This is a genomic window from Aeromicrobium sp. A1-2 (genome assembly GCF_003443875.1).
Classification (GTDB): domain Bacteria; phylum Actinomycetota; class Actinomycetes; order Propionibacteriales; family Nocardioidaceae; genus Aeromicrobium.
This window is the reverse complement of record NZ_CP027482.1, coordinates 82,631-100,642: the sequence shown is the minus strand read 5'-3', so window position 1 is coordinate 100,642 and position 18,012 is coordinate 82,631. Positions and strand designations below refer to the sequence as shown.

At 70.2% G+C, this 18,012-nt stretch carries 15 protein-coding genes, 3 pseudogenes and 2 riboswitches; of the genes and pseudogenes, 10 read left to right on the top strand and 8 right to left on the bottom strand.

Annotated features, from left to right (window positions below; translation table 11 throughout):
• Window positions 1-23: 23 nt before the first annotated feature.
• The 4 genes from C6I20_RS00465 to C6I20_RS16960 form a co-directional block, all read right to left on the bottom strand.
• Window positions 24-1,424 carry a recombinase family protein gene (locus C6I20_RS00465; protein WP_118394164.1) on the bottom strand — a complete coding sequence of 467 codons (1,401 nt, stop codon included), beginning with the start codon at window positions 1,422-1,424 and terminating at the stop codon, window positions 24-26.
• 59 nt (window positions 1,425-1,483) lie between these two features.
• The gene (locus tag C6I20_RS00460; protein ID WP_162891044.1) at window positions 1,484-2,515 is read right to left on the bottom strand and encodes an HNH endonuclease signature motif containing protein; all 1,032 of its coding nucleotides are present in this window, start codon (window positions 2,513-2,515) and stop codon (window positions 1,484-1,486) included.
• Window positions 2,440-2,787, bottom strand: a complete 348-nt coding sequence (locus tag C6I20_RS16965; RefSeq protein WP_162891043.1) for a hypothetical protein — start codon at window positions 2,785-2,787, stop codon at window positions 2,440-2,442. Before C6I20_RS16965 ends, C6I20_RS00460 begins: the two co-directional genes overlap by 76 nt.
• A gap of 105 nt (window positions 2,788-2,892) precedes the next feature.
• Window positions 2,893-3,084 (bottom strand): hypothetical protein, encoded by a 192-nt coding sequence (locus tag C6I20_RS16960; protein WP_162891042.1) that lies wholly within the window; start codon window positions 3,082-3,084, stop codon window positions 2,893-2,895.
• A 31-nt stretch (window positions 3,085-3,115) separates the two neighbouring features.
• Here C6I20_RS16960 and C6I20_RS00445 point away from each other — a divergent pair, with 31 nt between their 5' ends.
• Together C6I20_RS00445 and C6I20_RS00440 are read left to right on the top strand one after the other, a co-directional pair.
• Window positions 3,116-3,688, top strand: coding sequence for a hypothetical protein (locus tag C6I20_RS00445; RefSeq protein WP_162891041.1), 573 nt, complete (start codon window positions 3,116-3,118; stop codon window positions 3,686-3,688).
• Window positions 3,675-4,304 (top strand): class I SAM-dependent methyltransferase, encoded by a 630-nt coding sequence (locus C6I20_RS00440; protein ID WP_118394160.1) that lies wholly within the window; start codon window positions 3,675-3,677, stop codon window positions 4,302-4,304. The genes C6I20_RS00445 and C6I20_RS00440 overlap by 14 nt, the downstream gene beginning before the upstream one ends.
• Before the next feature lie 16 nt (window positions 4,305-4,320).
• Here C6I20_RS00440 and cobF read toward each other — a convergent pair whose 3' ends face one another.
• The 3 genes and pseudogenes from cobF to C6I20_RS17790 form a co-directional block, all read right to left on the bottom strand.
• Window positions 4,321-5,091 carry a precorrin-6A synthase (deacetylating) gene (gene cobF, locus C6I20_RS00435; protein ID WP_216822946.1) on the bottom strand — a complete coding sequence of 257 codons (771 nt, stop codon included), beginning with the start codon at window positions 5,089-5,091 and terminating at the stop codon, window positions 4,321-4,323.
• Window positions 5,091-7,212, bottom strand: a pseudogene (locus C6I20_RS17795) (cobaltochelatase subunit CobN). Before C6I20_RS17795 ends, cobF begins: the two are co-directional and overlap by 1 nt.
• Before the next feature lie 107 nt (window positions 7,213-7,319).
• Window positions 7,320-8,717, bottom strand: a pseudogene (locus C6I20_RS17790) (cobaltochelatase subunit CobN); the annotation flags it as partial.
• A riboswitch (cobalamin riboswitch) is annotated at window positions 8,713-8,843 on the bottom strand. Its footprint overlaps the pseudogene before it by 5 nt.
• Before the next feature lie 322 nt (window positions 8,844-9,165).
• On the opposite strand from C6I20_RS17790, the gene C6I20_RS00425 reads away from it, so the two are divergent.
• From C6I20_RS00425 to C6I20_RS17785, 6 genes and pseudogenes are all read left to right on the top strand, one after another.
• Entirely contained in the window at window positions 9,166-9,627 is a 462-nt protein-coding gene (locus C6I20_RS00425; protein ID WP_118394159.1) for a (2Fe-2S)-binding protein, read from the top strand.
• Window positions 9,624-10,010: a hypothetical protein gene (locus C6I20_RS00420; protein ID WP_118394101.1), complete on the top strand. Its 387-nt coding sequence runs from the start codon at window positions 9,624-9,626 to the stop codon at window positions 10,008-10,010. Before C6I20_RS00425 ends, C6I20_RS00420 begins: the two co-directional genes overlap by 4 nt.
• Before the next feature lie 38 nt (window positions 10,011-10,048).
• Window positions 10,049-10,582 (top strand): hypothetical protein, encoded by a 534-nt coding sequence (locus C6I20_RS17285; RefSeq protein WP_216822945.1) that lies wholly within the window; start codon window positions 10,049-10,051, stop codon window positions 10,580-10,582.
• A complete protein-coding gene (locus C6I20_RS17280) occupies window positions 10,522-10,875 on the top strand; it encodes a hypothetical protein (protein WP_216822953.1) in 354 nt (117 codons plus the stop codon). Before C6I20_RS17285 ends, C6I20_RS17280 begins: the two co-directional genes overlap by 61 nt.
• Window positions 10,876-10,927: 52 nt before the next feature.
• Window positions 10,928-11,572 (top strand): precorrin-8X methylmutase, encoded by a 645-nt coding sequence (locus tag C6I20_RS00410; protein WP_371682668.1) that lies wholly within the window; start codon window positions 10,928-10,930, stop codon window positions 11,570-11,572.
• Window positions 11,569-13,087: pseudogene (locus C6I20_RS17785) on the top strand (precorrin-2 C(20)-methyltransferase). The gene C6I20_RS00410 and the pseudogene C6I20_RS17785 overlap by 4 nt, the downstream one beginning before the upstream one ends.
• Here the strand turns inward: C6I20_RS17785 and cbiE are convergent.
• Window positions 13,039-15,030: a precorrin-6y C5,15-methyltransferase (decarboxylating) subunit CbiE gene (cbiE, locus tag C6I20_RS17780; RefSeq protein ID WP_371682652.1), complete on the bottom strand. Its 1,992-nt coding sequence runs from the start codon at window positions 15,028-15,030 to the stop codon at window positions 13,039-13,041. The pseudogene C6I20_RS17785 and the gene cbiE overlap by 49 nt on opposite strands.
• 129 nt (window positions 15,031-15,159) lie before the next feature.
• Window positions 15,160-15,293: riboswitch (cobalamin riboswitch) on the top strand.
• Between the two features lie 45 nt (window positions 15,294-15,338).
• Here cbiE and C6I20_RS17730 point away from each other — a divergent pair.
• Window positions 15,339-17,384: a magnesium chelatase subunit D family protein gene (locus C6I20_RS17730; protein ID WP_118394157.1), complete on the top strand. Its 2,046-nt coding sequence runs from the start codon at window positions 15,339-15,341 to the stop codon at window positions 17,382-17,384.
• Entirely contained in the window at window positions 17,384-17,998 is a 615-nt protein-coding gene (gene cobO, locus C6I20_RS00385; protein WP_118394156.1) for a cob(I)yrinic acid a,c-diamide adenosyltransferase, read from the top strand. The genes C6I20_RS17730 and cobO overlap by 1 nt, the downstream gene beginning before the upstream one ends.
• Window positions 17,999-18,012 lie beyond the last annotated feature (14 nt).

Below are 18,012 nucleotides of genomic sequence, written 5' to 3'. Positions count from 1 at the left end.
GCACGGACCGCGCCCGACGCGCCTCATAGCGACCAAACCGGCCGAACTCGGCTCACGTCCAACCGGTTCGATCGCTGCGTAGCAGGCAGGATGATCACTCGGTCCAAGATCGATGCCACAATCGCGGCTTGGGTCTGCAACGTCATCTCCGGCGTGGTCCAAGCCTCGCGCAGCTTGGCACCGTTGCCGACGTGCTGAGCTAAACCGTTGTGGGAGTTCAGTCGGCCCAAACGCATCTTGGCTACCTCCAACCGTTCCACTATCGGCTTCAATGCGTTGAACCAATCGCTTTGGTCGATCAAGCGTTGTCCGAACGCTTGTGCCAGCTGATTCTTATGCTCGGTGTCGGCCACGATTTGTCGGGTCAGCGCCACTGCCTCAGCATCATCGTCGGGCTGCTCAGCCAGCGCCTTTGCCAACTCAGGAGCGTCCAACCGCGTCAACACCGCATCAGCGATCAGATCATCGAGTGCACCACCAGCGATGAACACCTTGTTGCACCCGCCATGATCGGGACCCTTGCGGCACCCGTAGCGGGTTCGGTCGCCGTCAGGTGAGGAAACCATCTTCGTGCCGCATGCACCGCAGTAGACCTTTCCAGCCAGCAGATACCGCCTCGGGCTGCGCCGCTTGGTCTGAGCGTTCTGGGTCAGGCGATGACGAATCTGCTCGTGCTGCGCCACAGTGATGATCGCTGGCCACTTCCCCGGGCCAACCAACTCCCCATTGCGTTCCAACAGGCCAGCGATCCGACCAGTCCACAACAAGTTCCGAACAGTGGGCACGCGCCACTCGTGCTTGCCCGTCGCGGTCTTGATCCCCTCGGCCTGCAACCAACGCGCCAGCGAGATCAGCGAGTCCCCAGCCAGAAACTTCGACACCAATTTGCGGATCACGATCGCCTCTGACTCAACTACTGTCATCTTGTCCAACTCGTACCCATACGCACGCTGGCCCGTCACATGAGGCATGCCCGCTGCTGCTCGTTCTTCGTTCTTGCGTTTGATCCTGCGCGATGCCGCATCTGACTGATTGGCTGCGACCGCTGCATAAATGCGGGCCGTCATGATGCCGTCACCCTCGCCAATGTTCGTGTCGCCTCGAGCCGTCGCAAACAACTTCACTCCCGCACGCTGACAAGTTGCCAAGAACGTCTCAAACTCCGCAGGGCGTCGCGTTAGCCGATCTTGGTGATACGCCACCACTGCATCGAACTGGCCCGCCTCGATGTCGGCCAACATTGCCTCGAAGCCCGGACGCAGTTTGCCGGAATAGGCCGAAATGTCGTTGTCCACGTATTCGCCCGTGATCGCCCACTGGCGATCGGCCGCAACCTTCTCACAATCAGCACGCTGTCGCTCAATGCTCAGACCGTCGCCGTGCCGGTCCTGAGAAATGCGTGCGTACATCGCCGTGCGAATCATCTAGGTACATTAACAAACTGCTGTTAAGCCGGCTTGTGTTCACCTGGCTCGGGTCTTGGTCATGCGGCGCGGGGTTGTCGTCGGGTGAATCTGGCGTGGCGTCGGGGTGCCTGGTGTGGGTCGACCCTGACCGGTGGGATCACTTCGACAATGCCGTCGTTCGCCATGCGGGCGGTCCATTGGCCTTCGTGGAGCATGAAGTGGTGGAAGTGGCAGAACAGGGCTGCGTTGTCCAGGTCGGTCGGCCCGTCCTCGGACCAGAAGTCGAGGTGGTGCGCCTCGCACCAGGCCGGCGGCCGGTCGCATCCCGACCAGACGCAGCCACCGTCACGGACGGCCAGGGCGAGGCGTTGGTGCCGGTCGAACAGCCGCCTCGTCATGCCGTGATCGATGACGCGGGACTCGCTGTCTAGGTAGAGGGCGACGAGCTGGGCATTGCAGGCCAACCGCTGGGCCTGGGTCGCGGACATCGTCGTGCCTGACGTGCTGGTCGCGGTGCCCTGTCCGGTGCGCAGGTCGTCGATGTCGATCGTGACGGCAACGGTCGCGGCCAGTCCGCCGGCTTTGGGAAGCGCTTCGGTGGGCAGGTGCCCGACGAGCTCGATGAACGCCAGCCCCATCTTGTGGTCCCGCGGCAGCGCCGCGAAGTCGCCGACGTCCAGGCCGTGCCGATCGGCGTTGGCCCGGTTGCGGCGCGGGGCAATGATGCCCTCGATCGCGGCGCGGAGCGTGTCGGCGTCGTGGTCCGGGACCGTGAACGACCCCTTCGTGGTGCCATCACCCCGGCGGCTCATCGACAGCCTGGTCGCACCCCAGGCGCGCTGTTCCTCACGGCGAAGCTTCTCGCCGAGGACCTCGTCGGCGCCGTCGGGATCGATGACCTCCAGCACATGGTTGGCCAGTCGCTTGAGGTCGTCGAGGTTGTGCTCGGCGGCCAGGGCGATCAGATGGGCCTCGGCGTCGGCGCGCGGCTCGTCGTCGACCCAGTCGGGCAGCGCATCGATGGCCTTCATGATCACGCTGGCCTGGTCGGTCGACAACCGACCCGCGGCCCATGCGGCCCGGGTGGTCTCGGTGTGATCGGTGGACACCCGTGCCAGCCCGGCCAGCCTGGCAGCCTCGCCCTGGACATCCCGGTCAGGTTGGCCAACCAGGTCGTGATCGACGTCGCGCCGTCATCGGTCGGCAGCCCCATGTCATCGGCGGCACCGGACAGCCGGGACATCGCCGCGTCCAGGCAGGTCCTGGCTCGTTGGACCGAGGTCACCAGCTCACGCACCTCGGCGCCCGTGGAACGCCACGGCTCCAGCCCGGCGAGGTCGTCGGAGACCGAGGAGAGCTGCTCGACCAGCACGGTGACCACCTCCGGAGTCGACTAGAACGTATGTTCGATTCTAACCGATTCGACCCGTGAAAATCAAGCGCTCGACCCAACTATTTCACTGGGATGACAGCAGAAATGTCAGGCTCAAGGAGACCCGGTCGACAGTGACTGGAGGATGCTCTGTGAGAGCGGTGCACGCACGGCTCCGGCGCCGTACGCCTCAATCAGAGCCGTCTGGACCGCCTCGGACGTGACCCCGGACCGGTAGTCCTCGATCGATCCGATCGTCGACGGATCGAGGTCGTAACCGATGTCGACGTACGCCCTGGTGAGCACGGCCCGGATCGAGGCCGAGTCTGAGACTTGGATGATTGTGCTGAACAGCCAGCCGTCGCGGGTGATGCGCTGGGCCGAGCCGACGATCTTCGTGGTGCCGGCCGCGTTGATGCTGAACTCCCCGGGCAGTACTCCCCGCCAGCTCGCCGATCCGTGCATCCAGACCGAAGCCGGTCAGGACGTCGGCGTGCAGGCGGGAGAACCGCTCGAACCGGCCCTTCAGGCCCGTCGTGGGATCGGCGACCCGGACCACGTGATCGATCACGACGCTGCCTCGGTGGTACGCCGCCAGTTTGCCCCCCTGCGGACGGATCACGGGCGTGAAGCCCGCGGCGCGACAACCCTCCGCCGCTCGCTCGAAGCCCGGCAGACGCGAGTCCCGCCGGCTGAAGGCCGCGGTCGGCTCGGGCCGGTGGATCCGGACGATCTCGTCCGCTCCGTCCATCCCCTGCGCCAGCAGCAACGGACCCAACAGCGCGTCGTCGACGGGGCCACCCGGGAGCGCCACGTCATCCAGGATCACGACAGGTCGGGCGGTCATCCGCCGATCCTCGCACGCGGGTGCGCATCGTCGTACGCGAGACTGACCCATGAACCTTGCTGAGCGCTGGGACGAGCACGTCCTCCCCCGACTGATCGACATCGTCCTCGGAGACCGGATGACCGGGGGCTGGCGCGAACGCGTGTGCGGCGAGCTCTCCGGCGAGGTGCTCGAGATCGGCTTCGGCTCGGGTACCAACCTGGGCCACTACGGTGACGGCGTCACGCGCGTCCTCGCCGTCGAACCGTCCGACCGGGCGTGGGAGATCGCCCAGGATCGCATCATCGAGTTCGGACGTCCGGTGGACCGCATCGGCCTGGACGGCGCCCGTCTGGATCTCCCCGACGCCAGTGTCGACGCCGTCGTCTCCACGTGGACGATGTGCACCATCCCGCACCTCGCCGACGCCCTGGCCGAGACCCGGCGGGTGCTTCGACCCGGCGGCACCCTGCACTTCGTGGAGCACTCACTCGCTCCCACGAAGCGGATCGCCCGCATCCAGCACACGATCCAGCCCACGTGGGGTCGCGCAGCGGGTGGGTGCCACCTGAACCGCGACATCCCCGGACTGCTCGCAGAAGCCGGATTCACCGTTCCGGACCTGAAGCAGCGCTACGCCTCCGGGTTGTGGCCGTCCCGACCATTCGGCTGGTTCGTCACCGGGACTGCGCAGCCCTGATGGTCCTCGCCGTCGGTCAGGACGGGCGACGCAGCAGGTAGGCGTCCATGACCCAGCCCGCAGCAGCCTTGACCTCGGCCCGGGCCCGCTCGAGCTCGGCGCGCACGTCATCGACCCGGCCAGCGACGAGCCGCTCGTGCTCCGTGCCGAGGTTGGCGCCCCACCAGATCTGCCAGTCCGGCAGGTCATCGAGCGGCTCCAGCGAGCGGTTGAGCATCACCGCGATATTGGGCTGACCCTGCTCGACCGCTTCGGCCAGCCGGCGGCCTGTTGTCACATGCACGGGCTGGCCGACCTCGTGCAGCACGATGCGGTGACGGGCAGCGAGCACCTGCAGGCTCGAGATGCCGGGCAGCACGTCGACCTCGCCTTCGACCCGTCCACGGGCCAGGACCCGGTCGAGCATCCGGATGGCGGAGTCGTAGAAGGCCGGGTCGCCCCAGACCAGGAATCCGGCGTCGCCGTCGTGATCGAGCAGGGCCTGCTCCCACGCGTCGGTGCGCGCCGCGTGCCAGTCGCTGACGGCGCGGTCGTAGTCGGCCGCGCTCCTTGTGCCGTCGGCGCTGCGGTCCCGTTCGGGGTCGTCGACGATGACGAGCACGGGCTCGTGGTCGAGGTGCCGCGCGAGGATCTCGCCGCGTGCCACGACCAGCGGGTCCGGCGCGCCGTCCTTGCCCCGCTTGTCCGTGACCAGGAAGTAGGCGACCTCGTTCATCGCGCGCACGGCTTCGACGGTGACCTGGTCGAGACCGCCCGAGCCGATGCCGATGACCCGGATCCTGCGCATCAGCCGCGATCCTCCAGATCGCCCTCGACGTCGAGGTAGACCTGCTGCATCGCGGCGAGAACCTCGGGATCCGGGTCGGCCCACAGGTCGCGGTCGGCCGCTTCGTTGAGCCGCTCGATGATGCCGCGCAGCGCCCACGGGTTGGCGTCCTTCATGAAGGCTTGGTTGGCCTCGTCCAGGACGTACTCCTTGGCCAGCGTCTCGTACATCCAGTCGTGCACGACACCCGTCGTCGCATCAAAGCCATACAGGTAGTCGACCGTCGCGGCGAGCTCGAACGCACCCTTGTAGCCGTGCCGCTGCATCGCTCCGATCCAGCGCGGGTTGACGACGCGGGCACGGAAGACCCGCGTGGTCTCCTCCTGCAGGGTCCTCGTCCGCACGGCGTCGGGCGTCGTCGAGTCCCCGACGTACGCCCTGGGCTCCGCGCCGGTCAGCGCGCGGACCGTCGCGACCATGCCGCCGTGGTACTGGAAGTAGTCGTCAGAGTCGGCGATGTCGTGCTCGCGGGTGTCGATGTTCTTGGCCGCGACGGCGATGCGGCGGTAGTTGGCGCGCATGTCGTCGGCGGCGGGTGCACCGTCGAGGTCGCGGCCGTACGCAAAGCCGCCCCACGCCGTGTAGACCTCGGCGAGGTCGTTGTCGTCGCGCCAGTTGCCGGCCTCGATGACCTGCAGGATGCCCGCGCCGTACGAGCCGGGCTTCGAGCCGAAGATGCGGGTCGTGGCCCGGCGTTCGTCACCGTGCTCGGCGAGATCGCGCTGCGCGTGGGCGCGTACGTAGTTGCGGTCATCGGGCTCGTCGAGGTCGGCGACCTGACGGATCGCGTCGTCGAGGATCGCGATGACGTGGGGGAACGCGTCGCGGAAGAAGCCCGAGATGCGCACCGTGACGTCGATGCGCGGGCGTCCCAGCTCGTCGAGCGGCACGATCCGCAGTCCGTTGACACGTCGCGAGGCCTCGTCCCACTCCGGCTCGGCGCCGATCAGTGCGAGCACCTCGGCGATGTCGTCGCCCGATGTGCGCATCGCGGACGTGCCCCACACCGAGAGGCCCACCGAGCGCGGGTACTCCCTGTGTCGGCCAGGTGCCGCTCGATCAGGGAGTCGGCCATCGCCCGGCCGGTCTCCCAGGCCAGTCGCGACGGCACGGCCTTGGGGTCGACGGTGTAGAAGTTGCGGCCGGTCGGCAGCACGTTGACCAGGCCCGCAGCGGCGAGCCGGAGGGTCCCGCCGGGATGAAGCCGCCGTCCAGCGCGTGCAGGATCGCGTCGAGCTCGTCGGACGTCTTGGCGAGCCGCGGCACGACCTCGGTCGCGGCGAACTCCAGGATGCCGATCACGGCTGCGTCGTCATGGAGGGTCGATGCGGTTGCCGCATCCCAGCCGCCGTCTTCCATGGCCTGCACCAGAGCCTTGGCCTCGACCTCGATCGCGTCAACCGCCGTGGCGGACTCGCCCTCCTTGAGCCCCAATGCAGCGCGCAGCCCCGGGAGCGAGCCGGTCTCGCCACCCCAGATCTGCGTCGCGCGCAGGATCGCGAGCACGAGGTTGACCCGCGCCTCGCCCTCGGGCGCCTGACCGAGGATGTGCAGACCGTCGCGGATCTGGGCGTCCTTGATCTCGCACAGCCAGCCGTCGACGTGCAGGATGAAGTCGTCGAACTCCTCGTCGTCGGGGCGCTCCTCCAGGCCGAGGTCCTGGTGCATCTGGGCGGCCCGCATGTGGGTCCAGATCTGGGCGCGGATCGCCGGCAGCTTGGCCGGGTCCATCGCGGCGATGTTGGCGTACTCGTCGAGCAGCTGCTCGAGCCGGGCGATGTCGCCGTACGACTCGGCCCGCGCCATCGGCGGGATCAGGTGGTCGATGATCGTGGCGTGCGCGCGGCGCTTGGCCTGCGCCCCCTCGCCCGGATCGTTGATCAGGAACGGGTAGATCAACGGCAGGTTGCCGATCGCGGCATCGGTCGCGCACGCGGCCGAAAGCGCGGCATTCTTGCCCGGCAGCCACTCCATCGACCCGTGCTTGCCCAGGTGCACGACGGCGTGGGCGCCGAAGCCGCCACGCTCCGGCTGGTTCTCCAGCCAGCGGTACGCCGCGAGGTAGTGGTGCGACGGCGCCATGTCGGGATCGTGGTAGATCGCGACGGGGTTCTCACCGAAGCGCGGGGCGGCTGGATCAGGATCACCAGGTTGCCCGCCGTGATCGTCGCCAGCACGATCTCCTGCGCGTCATTGACGAACAGCTCGCCGGGCGCGGGGCCCCACGTCTGCGTCATGGCGTCGGTCAACGAGGCGGGTAGGTGCGCGGTCCACGCGCGATAGTCGTCGGCGTCGATCCGCACGTGGCTGTCGCTCAGCTGGGCGTTGGTCAGCCACTCCTCGTCCTGGCCGCCCGCGGCGATCAGGGCGTGGATCAGGGCGTTGCCGGCCTCGGTGTCGTCCTCGAGGTCGAGCCCGGGGATGTCGCCGGGGGCGCCGAGGTCGTAGCCCGCGTGGCGCATCGCGCGCAGCAGGCGTACGGCCGAGACCGGGGTGTCGAGACCCACCGCGTTGCCGACGCGCGAGTGCTTGGTCGGGTAGGCCGACAGCATGATCGCGATCTTGCGGTCAGCGGGCGCCACGTGGCGCAGGCGGGCGTGGGCGACCGCGATGCCGGCGACCCGCTCACACCGCTCGGCGTCGGCGACGTAGCGCGGCAGGCCGTCGCGGTCGATCTCCTTGAACGAGAACGGTGCCGTGATGAGGCGGCCGTCGAACTCCGGGATCGCGATCTGGCTGGCCGAGTCCAGCGGGGTCACGCCGTCGTCGGATGCCTCCCAGTCGGCGCGGCTCGACGTCAGGCACAGGCCCTGCAGGATCGGGATGTCGAGCGCCTTCATGCGTTCGACGTCCCACGCCTCGTCGTCGCCGCCGGCGCTCACGGTGCCGGGCTTGGTGCCGCCGGCGGCGAGCACCGTGACGATCAGGGCGTCGAGGTTTGCGAGCTCGACGAACAGGTCGTCCGGCGCGGCCCGCAGCGACGAGCTGAAGATCGGCACGCCGACCGCCTCGCCGGTCGCATCGATCGCGTCGGCGAGGGAGTGCGCGAAGCCGTTGTTGCCAGAAGCCTCGTGCGCCCGGTAGTACAGGACTCCGATCCTCGGCAGATCGGGCGCCACGACCGGACGCTCGGCGACCCCCACTCCGGCAGCACGGCCGGCGGCTCGAAGCCCTCGCCGGTCAGCAGGACGGTGTCGGAGAGGAACGCGTGCAGCTGGGCCAGGTTGGCCGGGCCGCCCTCCGCGAGGTAGACGTGGGCGTCGGCGCAGATGCCGATCGGCACGGTCGACTGCTCCATCAGCTCGGCGTTCGGCGACTGCTCGCCGCCCAGCACGATCATGGGCTTGCCGGTCGCGCGGATGCGGGCGAAGCCCTCGCACAGGTCCTGCGGTGATCCGAGGATGCGGGCCACCACGAGGTCTGCGGCCTCGATCGCCGCGGCCATCTCCTGGTGCCCGGGTCGGGCCGGGTTGGCGTACGTGTAGTCCGCACCGCTCGCGCGGGCCGACAGCAGATCGGTGTCGGACGTGGACAGCAGGGCGATGCGCGTCATGCGAGCTCCTCCAGGGGGTTTCACGCCCCAACATTGGGACTCGCCGCGGTCAGTGTCTGGCTGGCCGAGCTCGCTCGGCGTACACAGTGGCGGAACCGCCCCGGACTCGCACCGGGTTCCTGAAGCTCGCGGCGAGGCGAACACGGTCAGCGTACTGGGAGTCGAGCAGGGATAATCGCGGGCATGGACGACGCCGCTCTGGACCTCGCCGCGCAGCTCGGTCCGTTCTTCGGCATGGGCCGGTGGTCGGCAGGCTCGGGCTGGCGTCCCCTCGCCGAGCTGGCCGAACGGCCCGACGTGCTGATCGAGCGCGTCGTGACGACCCGCAAACTGCTCGCCGATCGGTCCGGCGTGCCGGTCGAGGAGGTCGAGGAGCGGGCCACCGCGTCGATCGTGTTCCTCGGTCTGGCCGCCCGACTGGTGTCCCCGCCTTCGGCTGCGCGGCACTCGCCCGCCGGGTCCCGGACCTGCGACTCGGCAACATGTGGTGGCAACCCGTCACCGGGGGACCCTGGCCGCTCGCCAGCACCTCCACCGGCACTGGCGCCTCCTCCGCCGACCTCGCACACGAGCTCGACCGCCGAATCCTCGCGCCCATCGTCGCCCCCATCCTGGCGGCGTTCGCGTCGACGTTCGCGCTCTCGACCCAGGTGCTGTGGGGCAATGTCGCGTCGAGCCTTTCGGGCGCCCAGACGATGCTCGCTGCCGCACGACCCGACCGGGCCGCCGCCGGCGGGCGGATCATCGGCGGGCTGCTGGACCAGGGCGTGCTGCACGGAACCGGCGACCTGCACGGCGTACGGCCGGGATTCGTCCGGCGGTCGTGCTGCCTGTTCTACCGCCTGCCCAGCGCCGGCGTGTGTGGCGACTGCGTGCTCGACCGCGCCCCGTCGCCTGCTCCGCGTGGCAGCATGGGGCCACAGACTCCGGGAGGACCACGATGAGCTGGATCGGACCCACGGCCAAGAACGGCGCCCGACTCGCGGCGAAGTACGGCCCGCACGCAAAGGTCGCCTGGGAGCGGGCCGGCAAGCCGGCGGCCGAGACGGCGGCCAAGACCGCGCAGTCACAGCTGCAGCGGCGCAAGGCGTTCGCCAAGGCGGCGACCGTCCTCGACGGCGCCGTACTCCGCCAGCAGCACGGTGGCGAGCCGGTGTGGATCGTGCTTTCACGGGGCGAGCCGGTCGAGGCCTTCCCGTCGGTCGACATCGGGCTCCCCACCCTGCTCAAGGACGCGAACCTCGACGCGGTGGTCCCGTCGAGCGAGTTCGAGGCCAAACGGGTCAAGGCGCGTCTCGATCGCGCCCGCCGTCGGGCGCAGCGCTAGCCCGCGGTCGGCGGAGACGCTCGTGTCACGATGACCCGGTGACGAAACGTTCCCACCATGACCGCTGCCCGGGTGTGCTGCGGCCGTGGATCGCCGACGACGGCGCACTCATCCGCGTCCGGCTGATCGGCGGCGTGCTGCCGACCACCGCCTTGCGCGCGCTCGTCGAGATCGCGGACCGATTCGCCGACGGGACGATCCACCTGACCAAGCGCACCAACCTTCAGCTGCGCGGCATCGCGCACACCGACGGATCCGTCCCCGACGAGCTCGTCTCGGCGCTGACCGCGACCGGGCTGCTCCCGTCGCCGAGCCACGAGCTGGTGCGCAACATCATGGTGTCGCCGTTGACCGGACGGGTGGGGGCCAGGCCGATCTGCGGTCGACGGCGCGCGAGCTGGACCGACTGCTGTGCGACGACCCGGCCTTCGGCGACCTCGCCGGCCGATTCTTGTTCGTCCTCGACGACGGGCGCGGGGATGTCGCCCAACGATCACTCGACCTGGGCCTCATGGCGGTCGATCACGAGACCGTCCAGCTGCGCATCGGATCACAGCACTGGGGTCCGCTGACCCCGCTGGACCGGGCGCCCGAGACGCTGCTGGCGTACGCCCGGGACTTCCTGGACCGGCGGGGCGAGGGCGACACCGCCCTGTGGCACGTCGACGAGCTGCCCGACTCCGGGGCGGAGCTGCTGGGCACCCACTTCGCCCGCGATCTGCGCACCCACGTCACGGCCCTCCCGCTGCCGTACGGCATCATCGCGCAGGACGATGAGCGGCTGACCGAGCACCTCGCGGTGCCGGAAGGCCTCATCACCCCGAGATCGCCACGGAAGTCCTCGATCGCGCCGGCACCGAGGTGATCGTGACGCCATGGCGCAGCATCGCCATCCCCGACCTGGAGAGCCAGTGAGCATCAAGCGTCCGACCCGCCACTTCGAGTACGTCGACGACGGCCCCGCGATCTATGTCGACTCCTTCGCCACGATCCGCAGCGAGGCCGAGCTGGTCCACCTGCCCGCAGACGCCGAGAAGGTCGCGGTGCGCATGGTGCACGCGTGCGGCCAGGTCGACCTGACCCGCGACCTGGACATCCATCCCGATCTCGTCGCCGCCGCCCGCGGAGCGCTCGAGTCCGGCGCCCCGATCCTGACCGACGCCACGATGGTCGCCTCCGGAGTCACCCGGGCGCGGCTGCCGAAGGACAACGAGGTGCTGTGCCTGCTGCGCGACGAGCGGGTGCCGGCGCTGGCCCAGGAGTGGGAGACGACCCGTTCCGCCGCTGCGGTCTCGCTGTGGGCCGACCGGCTCGACGGCGCTGTGGTCGCCTTCGGCAACGCGCCGACCGCGCTGTTCCACCTGCTCGAGCTGCTGCTCGACGGCGCGCCCCGCCCGGCCGCCATCATCGGCACCCCGGTCGGCTTCATCGGCGCGGCCGAGTCCAAGCAGGCGCTCGCCACGTTCGCACTGGACATCCCGTACCTCACGGTGCACGGACGCCGCGGCGGGTCCGCGATGGCCGCGTCGGCGCTCAACGCGCTCGCCCAGGAGCGCGAATGACCAGCCGGCCCGGCGCGGGACGGCTCTACGGCGTCGGGGTCGGTCCCGGCGATCCCGAGCTCATGACCCTCAAGGCGGCCCGGCTGATCGGCTCGGCCGATGTGGTGGCGTATCACCAGGGCGTCGGCAAGTCGTCGAACGCCCGCCGAATCGCCGCGGCACAGTTCCCCGACGGCGTGATCGAGGAAGTCCTGCAATATCCCGTGACAACCGGGACGACCGAGCACCCCGGCGGCTATGCCGGCGCGATGGCCGAGTTCTACGAGGAGTGCGCGGCGCGGCTCGCGACCCACCTCGAGGTCGGCCGGACCGTCGTGATCCTCGCCGAGGGCGATCCGCTGTTCTACGGCTCGTACATGTACATGCACGACCGGCTCGCGGACCGCTTCGAGACCGAGGTCGTGCCCGGTATCCCGGCGTTCGCCGCCGCCACCGCGACCGTCGCCTCGCCCTTGGTGCGACTGACCGACGTCCTGACGATCCTGCCCGGAACGCTGCCCGAGGCCGAGCTCGCTCGTCGCCTCGCCGACACCGACGGCGCGATCATCATGAAGCTCGGCCGCACGTTCCCGGCCGTCGTCTCGGCCCTTCGGCAGGCCGGCCGGCTCGACGGCGCGCTGTACGTCGAGCGGGCCTCGATGCCGCAGGAGCGCTGGCTCCCGGTCGCCGACGTCGAAGCCGACTCGGTGCCGTACTTCTCGCTGATCGTCGTGCCCGGCGACACCAAGCCGGCCCTCCCGAGCGCGTCCTGACCGAGTCCGAGTCCCCGCCGAGCTGCTGGTCGTCGGGCTCGGACCCGGTCCCGACCGGTGGATCACGCCCGAGGTCGCCGAGGTGCTCGCGGACGTGCAGCACGTGGTCGGCTACGGGCCGTACGTCAACCGGGTCCCGCAGCGCGAGGGCCTGACCCGGCATGCCTCGGGCAACACCGTCGAGGTCGACCGGGCCCGACTCGCGCTCGACCTGGCACTCGCGGGCGAGCGGGTCGCGGTCGTGTCGGGTGGCGACGCCGGCATCTTCGGCATGGCGGCAGCCGTGTTCGAGGCCGCCGAGGACGAGGCGTACGCCGGCGTGCCGATCCGGGTCGTGCCCGGAATGTCCGCGGTGCAGGTCGTCGCGGCCCGTGCCGGCGCTCCGATCGGCGGTGACTTCGCGGTCATGAGCCTGTCGGACCGGCTCAAGCCGTGGTCACTCGTCGAGCAGCGGCTGCGCGCCGTCGCCGAGGCTGATCTGGTGCTGGCGATCTACAACCCAGCCTCGCGCTCGCGCACGACCCAGGTCGCCGATGCGCAGGCGCTGCTGCTCCAGCACCGCTCGCCGGACACCGTCGTGGTGATCGGGCGCGACGTCGGCCGGGCCGAGGAGTCACTGACCGTCACGACGCTGGCCGATCTGGACGCCAGCTCGATCGACATGAAGTGCCTGCTGATCATCGGCGCGTCCGGCACCCGGGTGACCGGGGCAGGTCAGGTCTGGACGCCACGCTTCGCCGAGCGGTCACGCGCGGGGTCGTAGAGGTAGGACTCACCACCGCGTACGTCCTCGGCCAGCGCCTTGCCGACCAGGATGACGGCAGCCTGCCGCAGTCCGGCGGCCTCGACCTGGTCGGCGATGTCGCCGAGCGTGCCGCGCAGCACGACCTCGGTCGGCCGGCTCGCGTTGCCGACCACCGCGACCGGGCAGTCCGCGCCGTACGACTCGGCGAGCTCGGCGGCGAGCGCCCGGGTGCGGGTTATCGCGAGGTGCAGCACGAGGGTCGCGCCGGTCGCCGCGAATCCCGCCAGCGCCTCGCCGTCCGGCATCGCGGTCGATCGCGCCTGCGTGCGGGTCAGCACGACCGACTGCACGACCTCCGGGACCGTCAGCTCAGCACCGAGGCGGGCTGCCGCGGCGGCGTACGCCGGGACGCCGGGCGTCACGTCCCACGGCACGCCGTGCGCGTCGAGCCGGCGGGCCTGCTCGTGCAACGCCGAGTAGACCGACGGGTCGCCGCTGCACAGGCGTACGACCTCCAGGCCCGCGGCGTGCGCGTTGACGATGCGCGCGATGATCTGGTCGAGATCGAGGTCCTGTGTGTCGACCAGCTGCACGCCCTCGGGGCAGTGGCTCAGCACTGCGTGGTCGAGGTACGTGCCGGCGTAGACGCACACGTCGGCGACGTTGAGCAGTGCCACGGCACGCAACGTCAGGAGGTCCGCTGCGCCCGGTCCGGCACCGACGAAGTGAACGGTCATGCGCCGGCCTCCTGGTTGTCGCTCTTGGTCACGGCCCACTGCGTGACGGCACGCGCGGGTGTCCACCCGGTGAACGTGCCGATCGGTGCCGCGTGCTCGACGTGCAGCCTGGTCAGCTCGCCGCCGTGGCGCGCGAAGCGCAGCGCGAGGACGGACTCGGTCTGCAGGGTCACGCCGTGCACCACGAGCCGTCCCCGGGACGTAACGCCTCCCAGCAGGCTTCGAGGACGCCGTCGACGGTCGAGCCCCGCCGACGAAGATCGCGTGGGGCGCGTCCAGGCCCTCCAGCGCCTCGGGGGCGCGGCCCGTCACGACCCGCAGTGCAGGAACGCCGAGGGTCTCGGCGTTTCCGGTGATGCGTGCAGCTCGGTCGTCCTTCGCCTCGACCGCGACCGCCCGGCAGGTCGGGTGTGCACGCATCCACTCGATCGCCACCGAGCCTGCGCCGGCGCCGACGTCCCACAGGAGCTGGCCGGGCATCGGCACGAGCCGGGCCATCGCCGAGGCGCGGACATCGCGCTTGGTGATCTGGCCGTCGTGGTCGTAGGCGTCGTCGGGCAGGCCCGCGGTGAAGCCCAGCGCGCGGGCGCCGGAGCTGACCAGCTCGACCGCTATGACGTTGAGCGCGGGCACCGGCTGGCTGCCCCACGCCGCGGCGATCCCGTCCGTACGCGACTCCGCCGCCGAGCCGAGATCGGCCAGGACGCTCATGGGGCTCCCGCCGTATCCGGCCGAGGTCAGCAGCGACGCGACCTCGCCCGGGGTCGTCTCGTCCGACGAAAGGACCAGCAGCCGCAGCCCCGGCGCCAGCGAGCGGGCGACCAGGTGCGGGTCCCGGCCGACCAGTGTCACGACCTCGGTCGACTCGGCCGACCAGCGCATCCGGGCACGAGCCAGGGCGACCGACGAGAGGGCCGGGACAACCTCGACGGCGTCGGCGCCGAGCACCTCGACGAGCGTCGTGGCGATGCCCGACACCAGCGGATCGCCCGAGGCGAGCGCGACGACGCGCTGACCGTCGAAGCGTTCCAGCAGGGCCGGGAGCGCGTCGCGCAGCGGCGACGGCCACGCTTCGCGGATCTGGTCACCACGCTCAGGAAGCATCGCGAGGTGCCGCCCGCCGCCGAGGACGGCGTCCGCGGCCTCGACCAGCTCGCGGGCATGGGCCACCAGGCCGGACCATCCGTCAGCGCCGATACCGACGACCGTGACCTGAGTGCTCATGGTGGGTGACGATATCTGCCGCGCCGGGTGACCATGACCGCCACCCGGCGACCGGTCCGCCTGCCGACGTGGGCGATGGCTCGCCCGGACGAGACGGGCCGATCGGCCGCCGAGGCGGGCCGCTACTCTTGCGACCACAAGGCTCGAGGTGCCCCGCAAGGGGAGAATCGGGAAGCCGGTGAGAATCCGGCACAGGGCCCGCTGCGGTGACCCAGACCTAGATCTGGGAAGTCCGAAGACCGGCCTCGCGCCTGACAGGTGGGCGCAGCCGCGTCCGCCGTACGTCGGCAGTCGAGCGGGAGCCCCACATGCCACAGCACTATCCGTTTTGCGCCGTCGTCGGTTCCGACGACATGGCGCTGGCCCTGACCCTGTCCACGATCTCGCCGGCCATCGGTGGAGTCCTGGTGCGCGGCGAGAAGGGCACCGCGAAGTCGACCATGGTCCGCGCGCTGGCCGCAGTCCTGCCGCCGATCGATGTCATCGCGGGTGACCGGTTCTCGACCGACCCTCGCGAGCGCAGCCCGCTGTCGCCCGACGGACCGTTCGCCGCTGACGCCGAGGTCGAGACCCGGCCCGTGCGCCTGGTCGAGCTGCCGGTCGGCGCGACCGAGGACCGGGTGCTGGGATCGCTGCACCTCGAGAAGGCACTGTCCGAGGGCGTCACCGAGTACGAGCCCGGGCTGCTGGCCCGCGCGCACCGCGGCATCCTCTACGTCGACGAGGTCAACCTGCTGCACGATCACCTGGTCGACCTGCTGCTCGACGCCGCCGCGATGGGCCGCTCGACGGTCGAGCGCGACGGCGTCTCGGTCGAGCACGCCGCCCGGTTCGTCCTGGTCGGCACCATGAACCCCGAGGAGGGCGAGCTCCGACCACAACTGCTCGACCGGTTCGGGCTGACCGTCGAGGTCGCCGCGCCACGAGATCCGCAGACCCGGGTCGAGGTCGTCCGCCGACGACTGGCGTACGAGACCGATCCCGACGCGTTCGGCGAGCGCTTCGCCGAGGACGAGGCAGCCCTGACCGACCGCATCCAGTCGGCGCAGAAACTCGTCGAGCAGGTCCACCTGAGCGACTGGGCGCTGCTCAAGATCGCCGAGATCTGCGCCGCGTTCGAGGTCGACGGCATGCGCGCGGACATCGTCACGGCCCGCGCCGCCGCCGCGCACGCCGCGTGGCACGGGCGGACCGACGTACGGCGTGAGGACGTGCGTGCCGCGGCTCGTCTGGCCCTGCCGCACCGTCGCCGTCGCAACCCGTTCGACGCACCCGGCATCGACGAGGACCTGCTCGACGCGATCCTCGGCGACGACGAACCCCCGCCCCCGCCAGAGGGTGACCCGGAGGACGAGACCCACACCCCCGAAGCCGACTCCTCCGAAGCTCCGGGCTCCGAAGCCCCCTCGACGTCCGAGTCCCAGACCTCCGGGTCCGAGCCACCCTCCGAGCCAGGCTCAGGTCCGGCCGAGAGCGACGTCAACGCGGATGCCGAAGACGATTTGCCCCGCGAACGTCACACTCAGGGCGAAGGTCAGACGACGACGGTCGGCGCCGAGCAGCCCTACCGGCCACGGCTGTTCACAGTTGGCGGCACGGGGGCCGGGGAGTCCGGACGACGGTCGCGCGCGATCACCGATTCCGGCAGACGAATCGGCGCCGAACGGCGTGCGGGCCAGGGCGGCTCGATCCACCTCATGGAGACGATCCGCGCTGCTGCCCCGCACCAGCGAACCCGCGGACGTACGGGCCAGGGTCTCGCGTTCCGCGCCGACGACCTGCGGCTCGCGGTCAAGGAAGGTCACGAGTCCAACCTGATCCTGTTCTGCGTCGATGCGTCCGGATCAATGGCCGCCCGCAAGCGCATGGAGCAGGTCAAGACCGCGATCCTGTCGCTGCTGATGGACGCCTACCAGCGCCGCGACAAGGTCGGACTCATCACCTTCCGCCAGGACGGAGCCGAGCTGGCGCTGCCTCCGACCGGCTCGATCGACATCGCCGCCACCCGGCTGGCCGAGCTGCCCGCCGGTGGACGTACGCCGCTGGCCGAGGCGCTGCTCAAGACCGCCGACGTCCTCCGGCTCGAACGCGTACGCGATCCGCGACGTCGTCCGCTGCTGGTCGTCATCACCGACGGCCGCGCGACGTACGGCGACGACGCCGTGGCCCGCGCGCACCGGGTCGCCGCACACCTCGGCGCGACCGGCGTGGCTGCCCTGGTCATCGACTGCGAGACCGGCTCGTTCCGGATGGGTCTGGCCCGCCGGCTCGCCGATCATCTGCTGGCCGAGTACGTACCGCTGGGAGAGGTGAGCGCGAGCGCGCTGACCGACGTCGTCAAGGGAGCCGCCTGATGCCTCAGGGTCAGCCGCTCACGGTCCCCGACGACGGTCTCACCACCCGGCAGCGTCGCAACCGCCCGCTCGTGATGGTCCACACCGGCAACGGCAAGGGCAAGTCGACCGCTGCGTTCGGCCTCGCGATCCGGTCGTGGAACCAGGGCTGGAACGTCGGGGTCTTCCAGTTCGTCAAGTCCGCCAAGTGGCGCATCGGCGAGCAGACCGTCCTCGAGCGCCTCGGCGAGCTGCACACCGAGACCGGCGAGGGCGGGCCCGTCGAGTGGCACAAGATGGGCTCCGGCTGGTCGTGGTCACGCAAGGAGGGCACCGACGAGGACCACGCCGCCGATGCCGCCGAGGGCTGGGCCGAGGTCAAGCGCCGCCTCGCCACCGAGACCCACGACCTCTACGTGCTGGACGAGTTCACCTACCTCACCAAGTGGGGCTGGATCGACGTCGAGGACGTCGTCGAGGCCCTGACCAACCGCCCCGGTCGCCAGTACGTCGTCATCACGGGCCGTCACGCAGACCCGCGACTCATCGAGATCGCCGATCTCGTCACCGAGATGACCCACGTCAAGCACCCGTTCGACAACGGGCAGAAGGGTCAGCGAGGCATCGAGTGGTAGGCGAGGGTCGTTCG

Excerpts from the sequence above, each read along its gene's own strand:
- C6I20_RS17280 (WP_216822953.1), top strand. The coding sequence starts at position 10,522 with ATGGCGGTCGATCACGAGACCGTCCAGCTGCGCATCGGATCACAGCAC.
- cobO (WP_118394156.1), top strand. The coding sequence starts at position 17,384 with ATGCCTCAGGGTCAGCCGCTCACGGTCCCCGACGACGGTCTCACCACC.
- C6I20_RS00425 (WP_118394159.1), top strand. The coding sequence starts at position 9,166 with ATGTGGTGGCAACCCGTCACCGGGGGACCCTGGCCGCTCGCCAGCACC.
- C6I20_RS00445 (WP_162891041.1), top strand. The coding sequence starts at position 3,116 with ATGATTGTGCTGAACAGCCAGCCGTCGCGGGTGATGCGCTGGGCCGAG.
- C6I20_RS00465 (WP_118394164.1), bottom strand. The coding sequence starts at position 1,424 with ATGATTCGCACGGCGATGTACGCACGCATTTCTCAGGACCGGCACGGC.
- cobF (WP_216822946.1), bottom strand. The coding sequence starts at position 5,091 with ATGCGCAGGATCCGGGTCATCGGCATCGGCTCGGGCGGTCTCGACCAG.
- C6I20_RS00440 (WP_118394160.1), top strand. The coding sequence starts at position 3,675 with ATGAACCTTGCTGAGCGCTGGGACGAGCACGTCCTCCCCCGACTGATC.
- C6I20_RS00420 (WP_118394101.1), top strand. The coding sequence starts at position 9,624 with ATGAGCTGGATCGGACCCACGGCCAAGAACGGCGCCCGACTCGCGGCG.
- C6I20_RS17730 (WP_118394157.1), top strand. The coding sequence starts at position 15,339 with ATGCCACAGCACTATCCGTTTTGCGCCGTCGTCGGTTCCGACGACATG.
- cbiE (WP_371682652.1), bottom strand. The coding sequence starts at position 15,030 with ATGAGCACTCAGGTCACGGTCGTCGGTATCGGCGCTGACGGATGGTCC.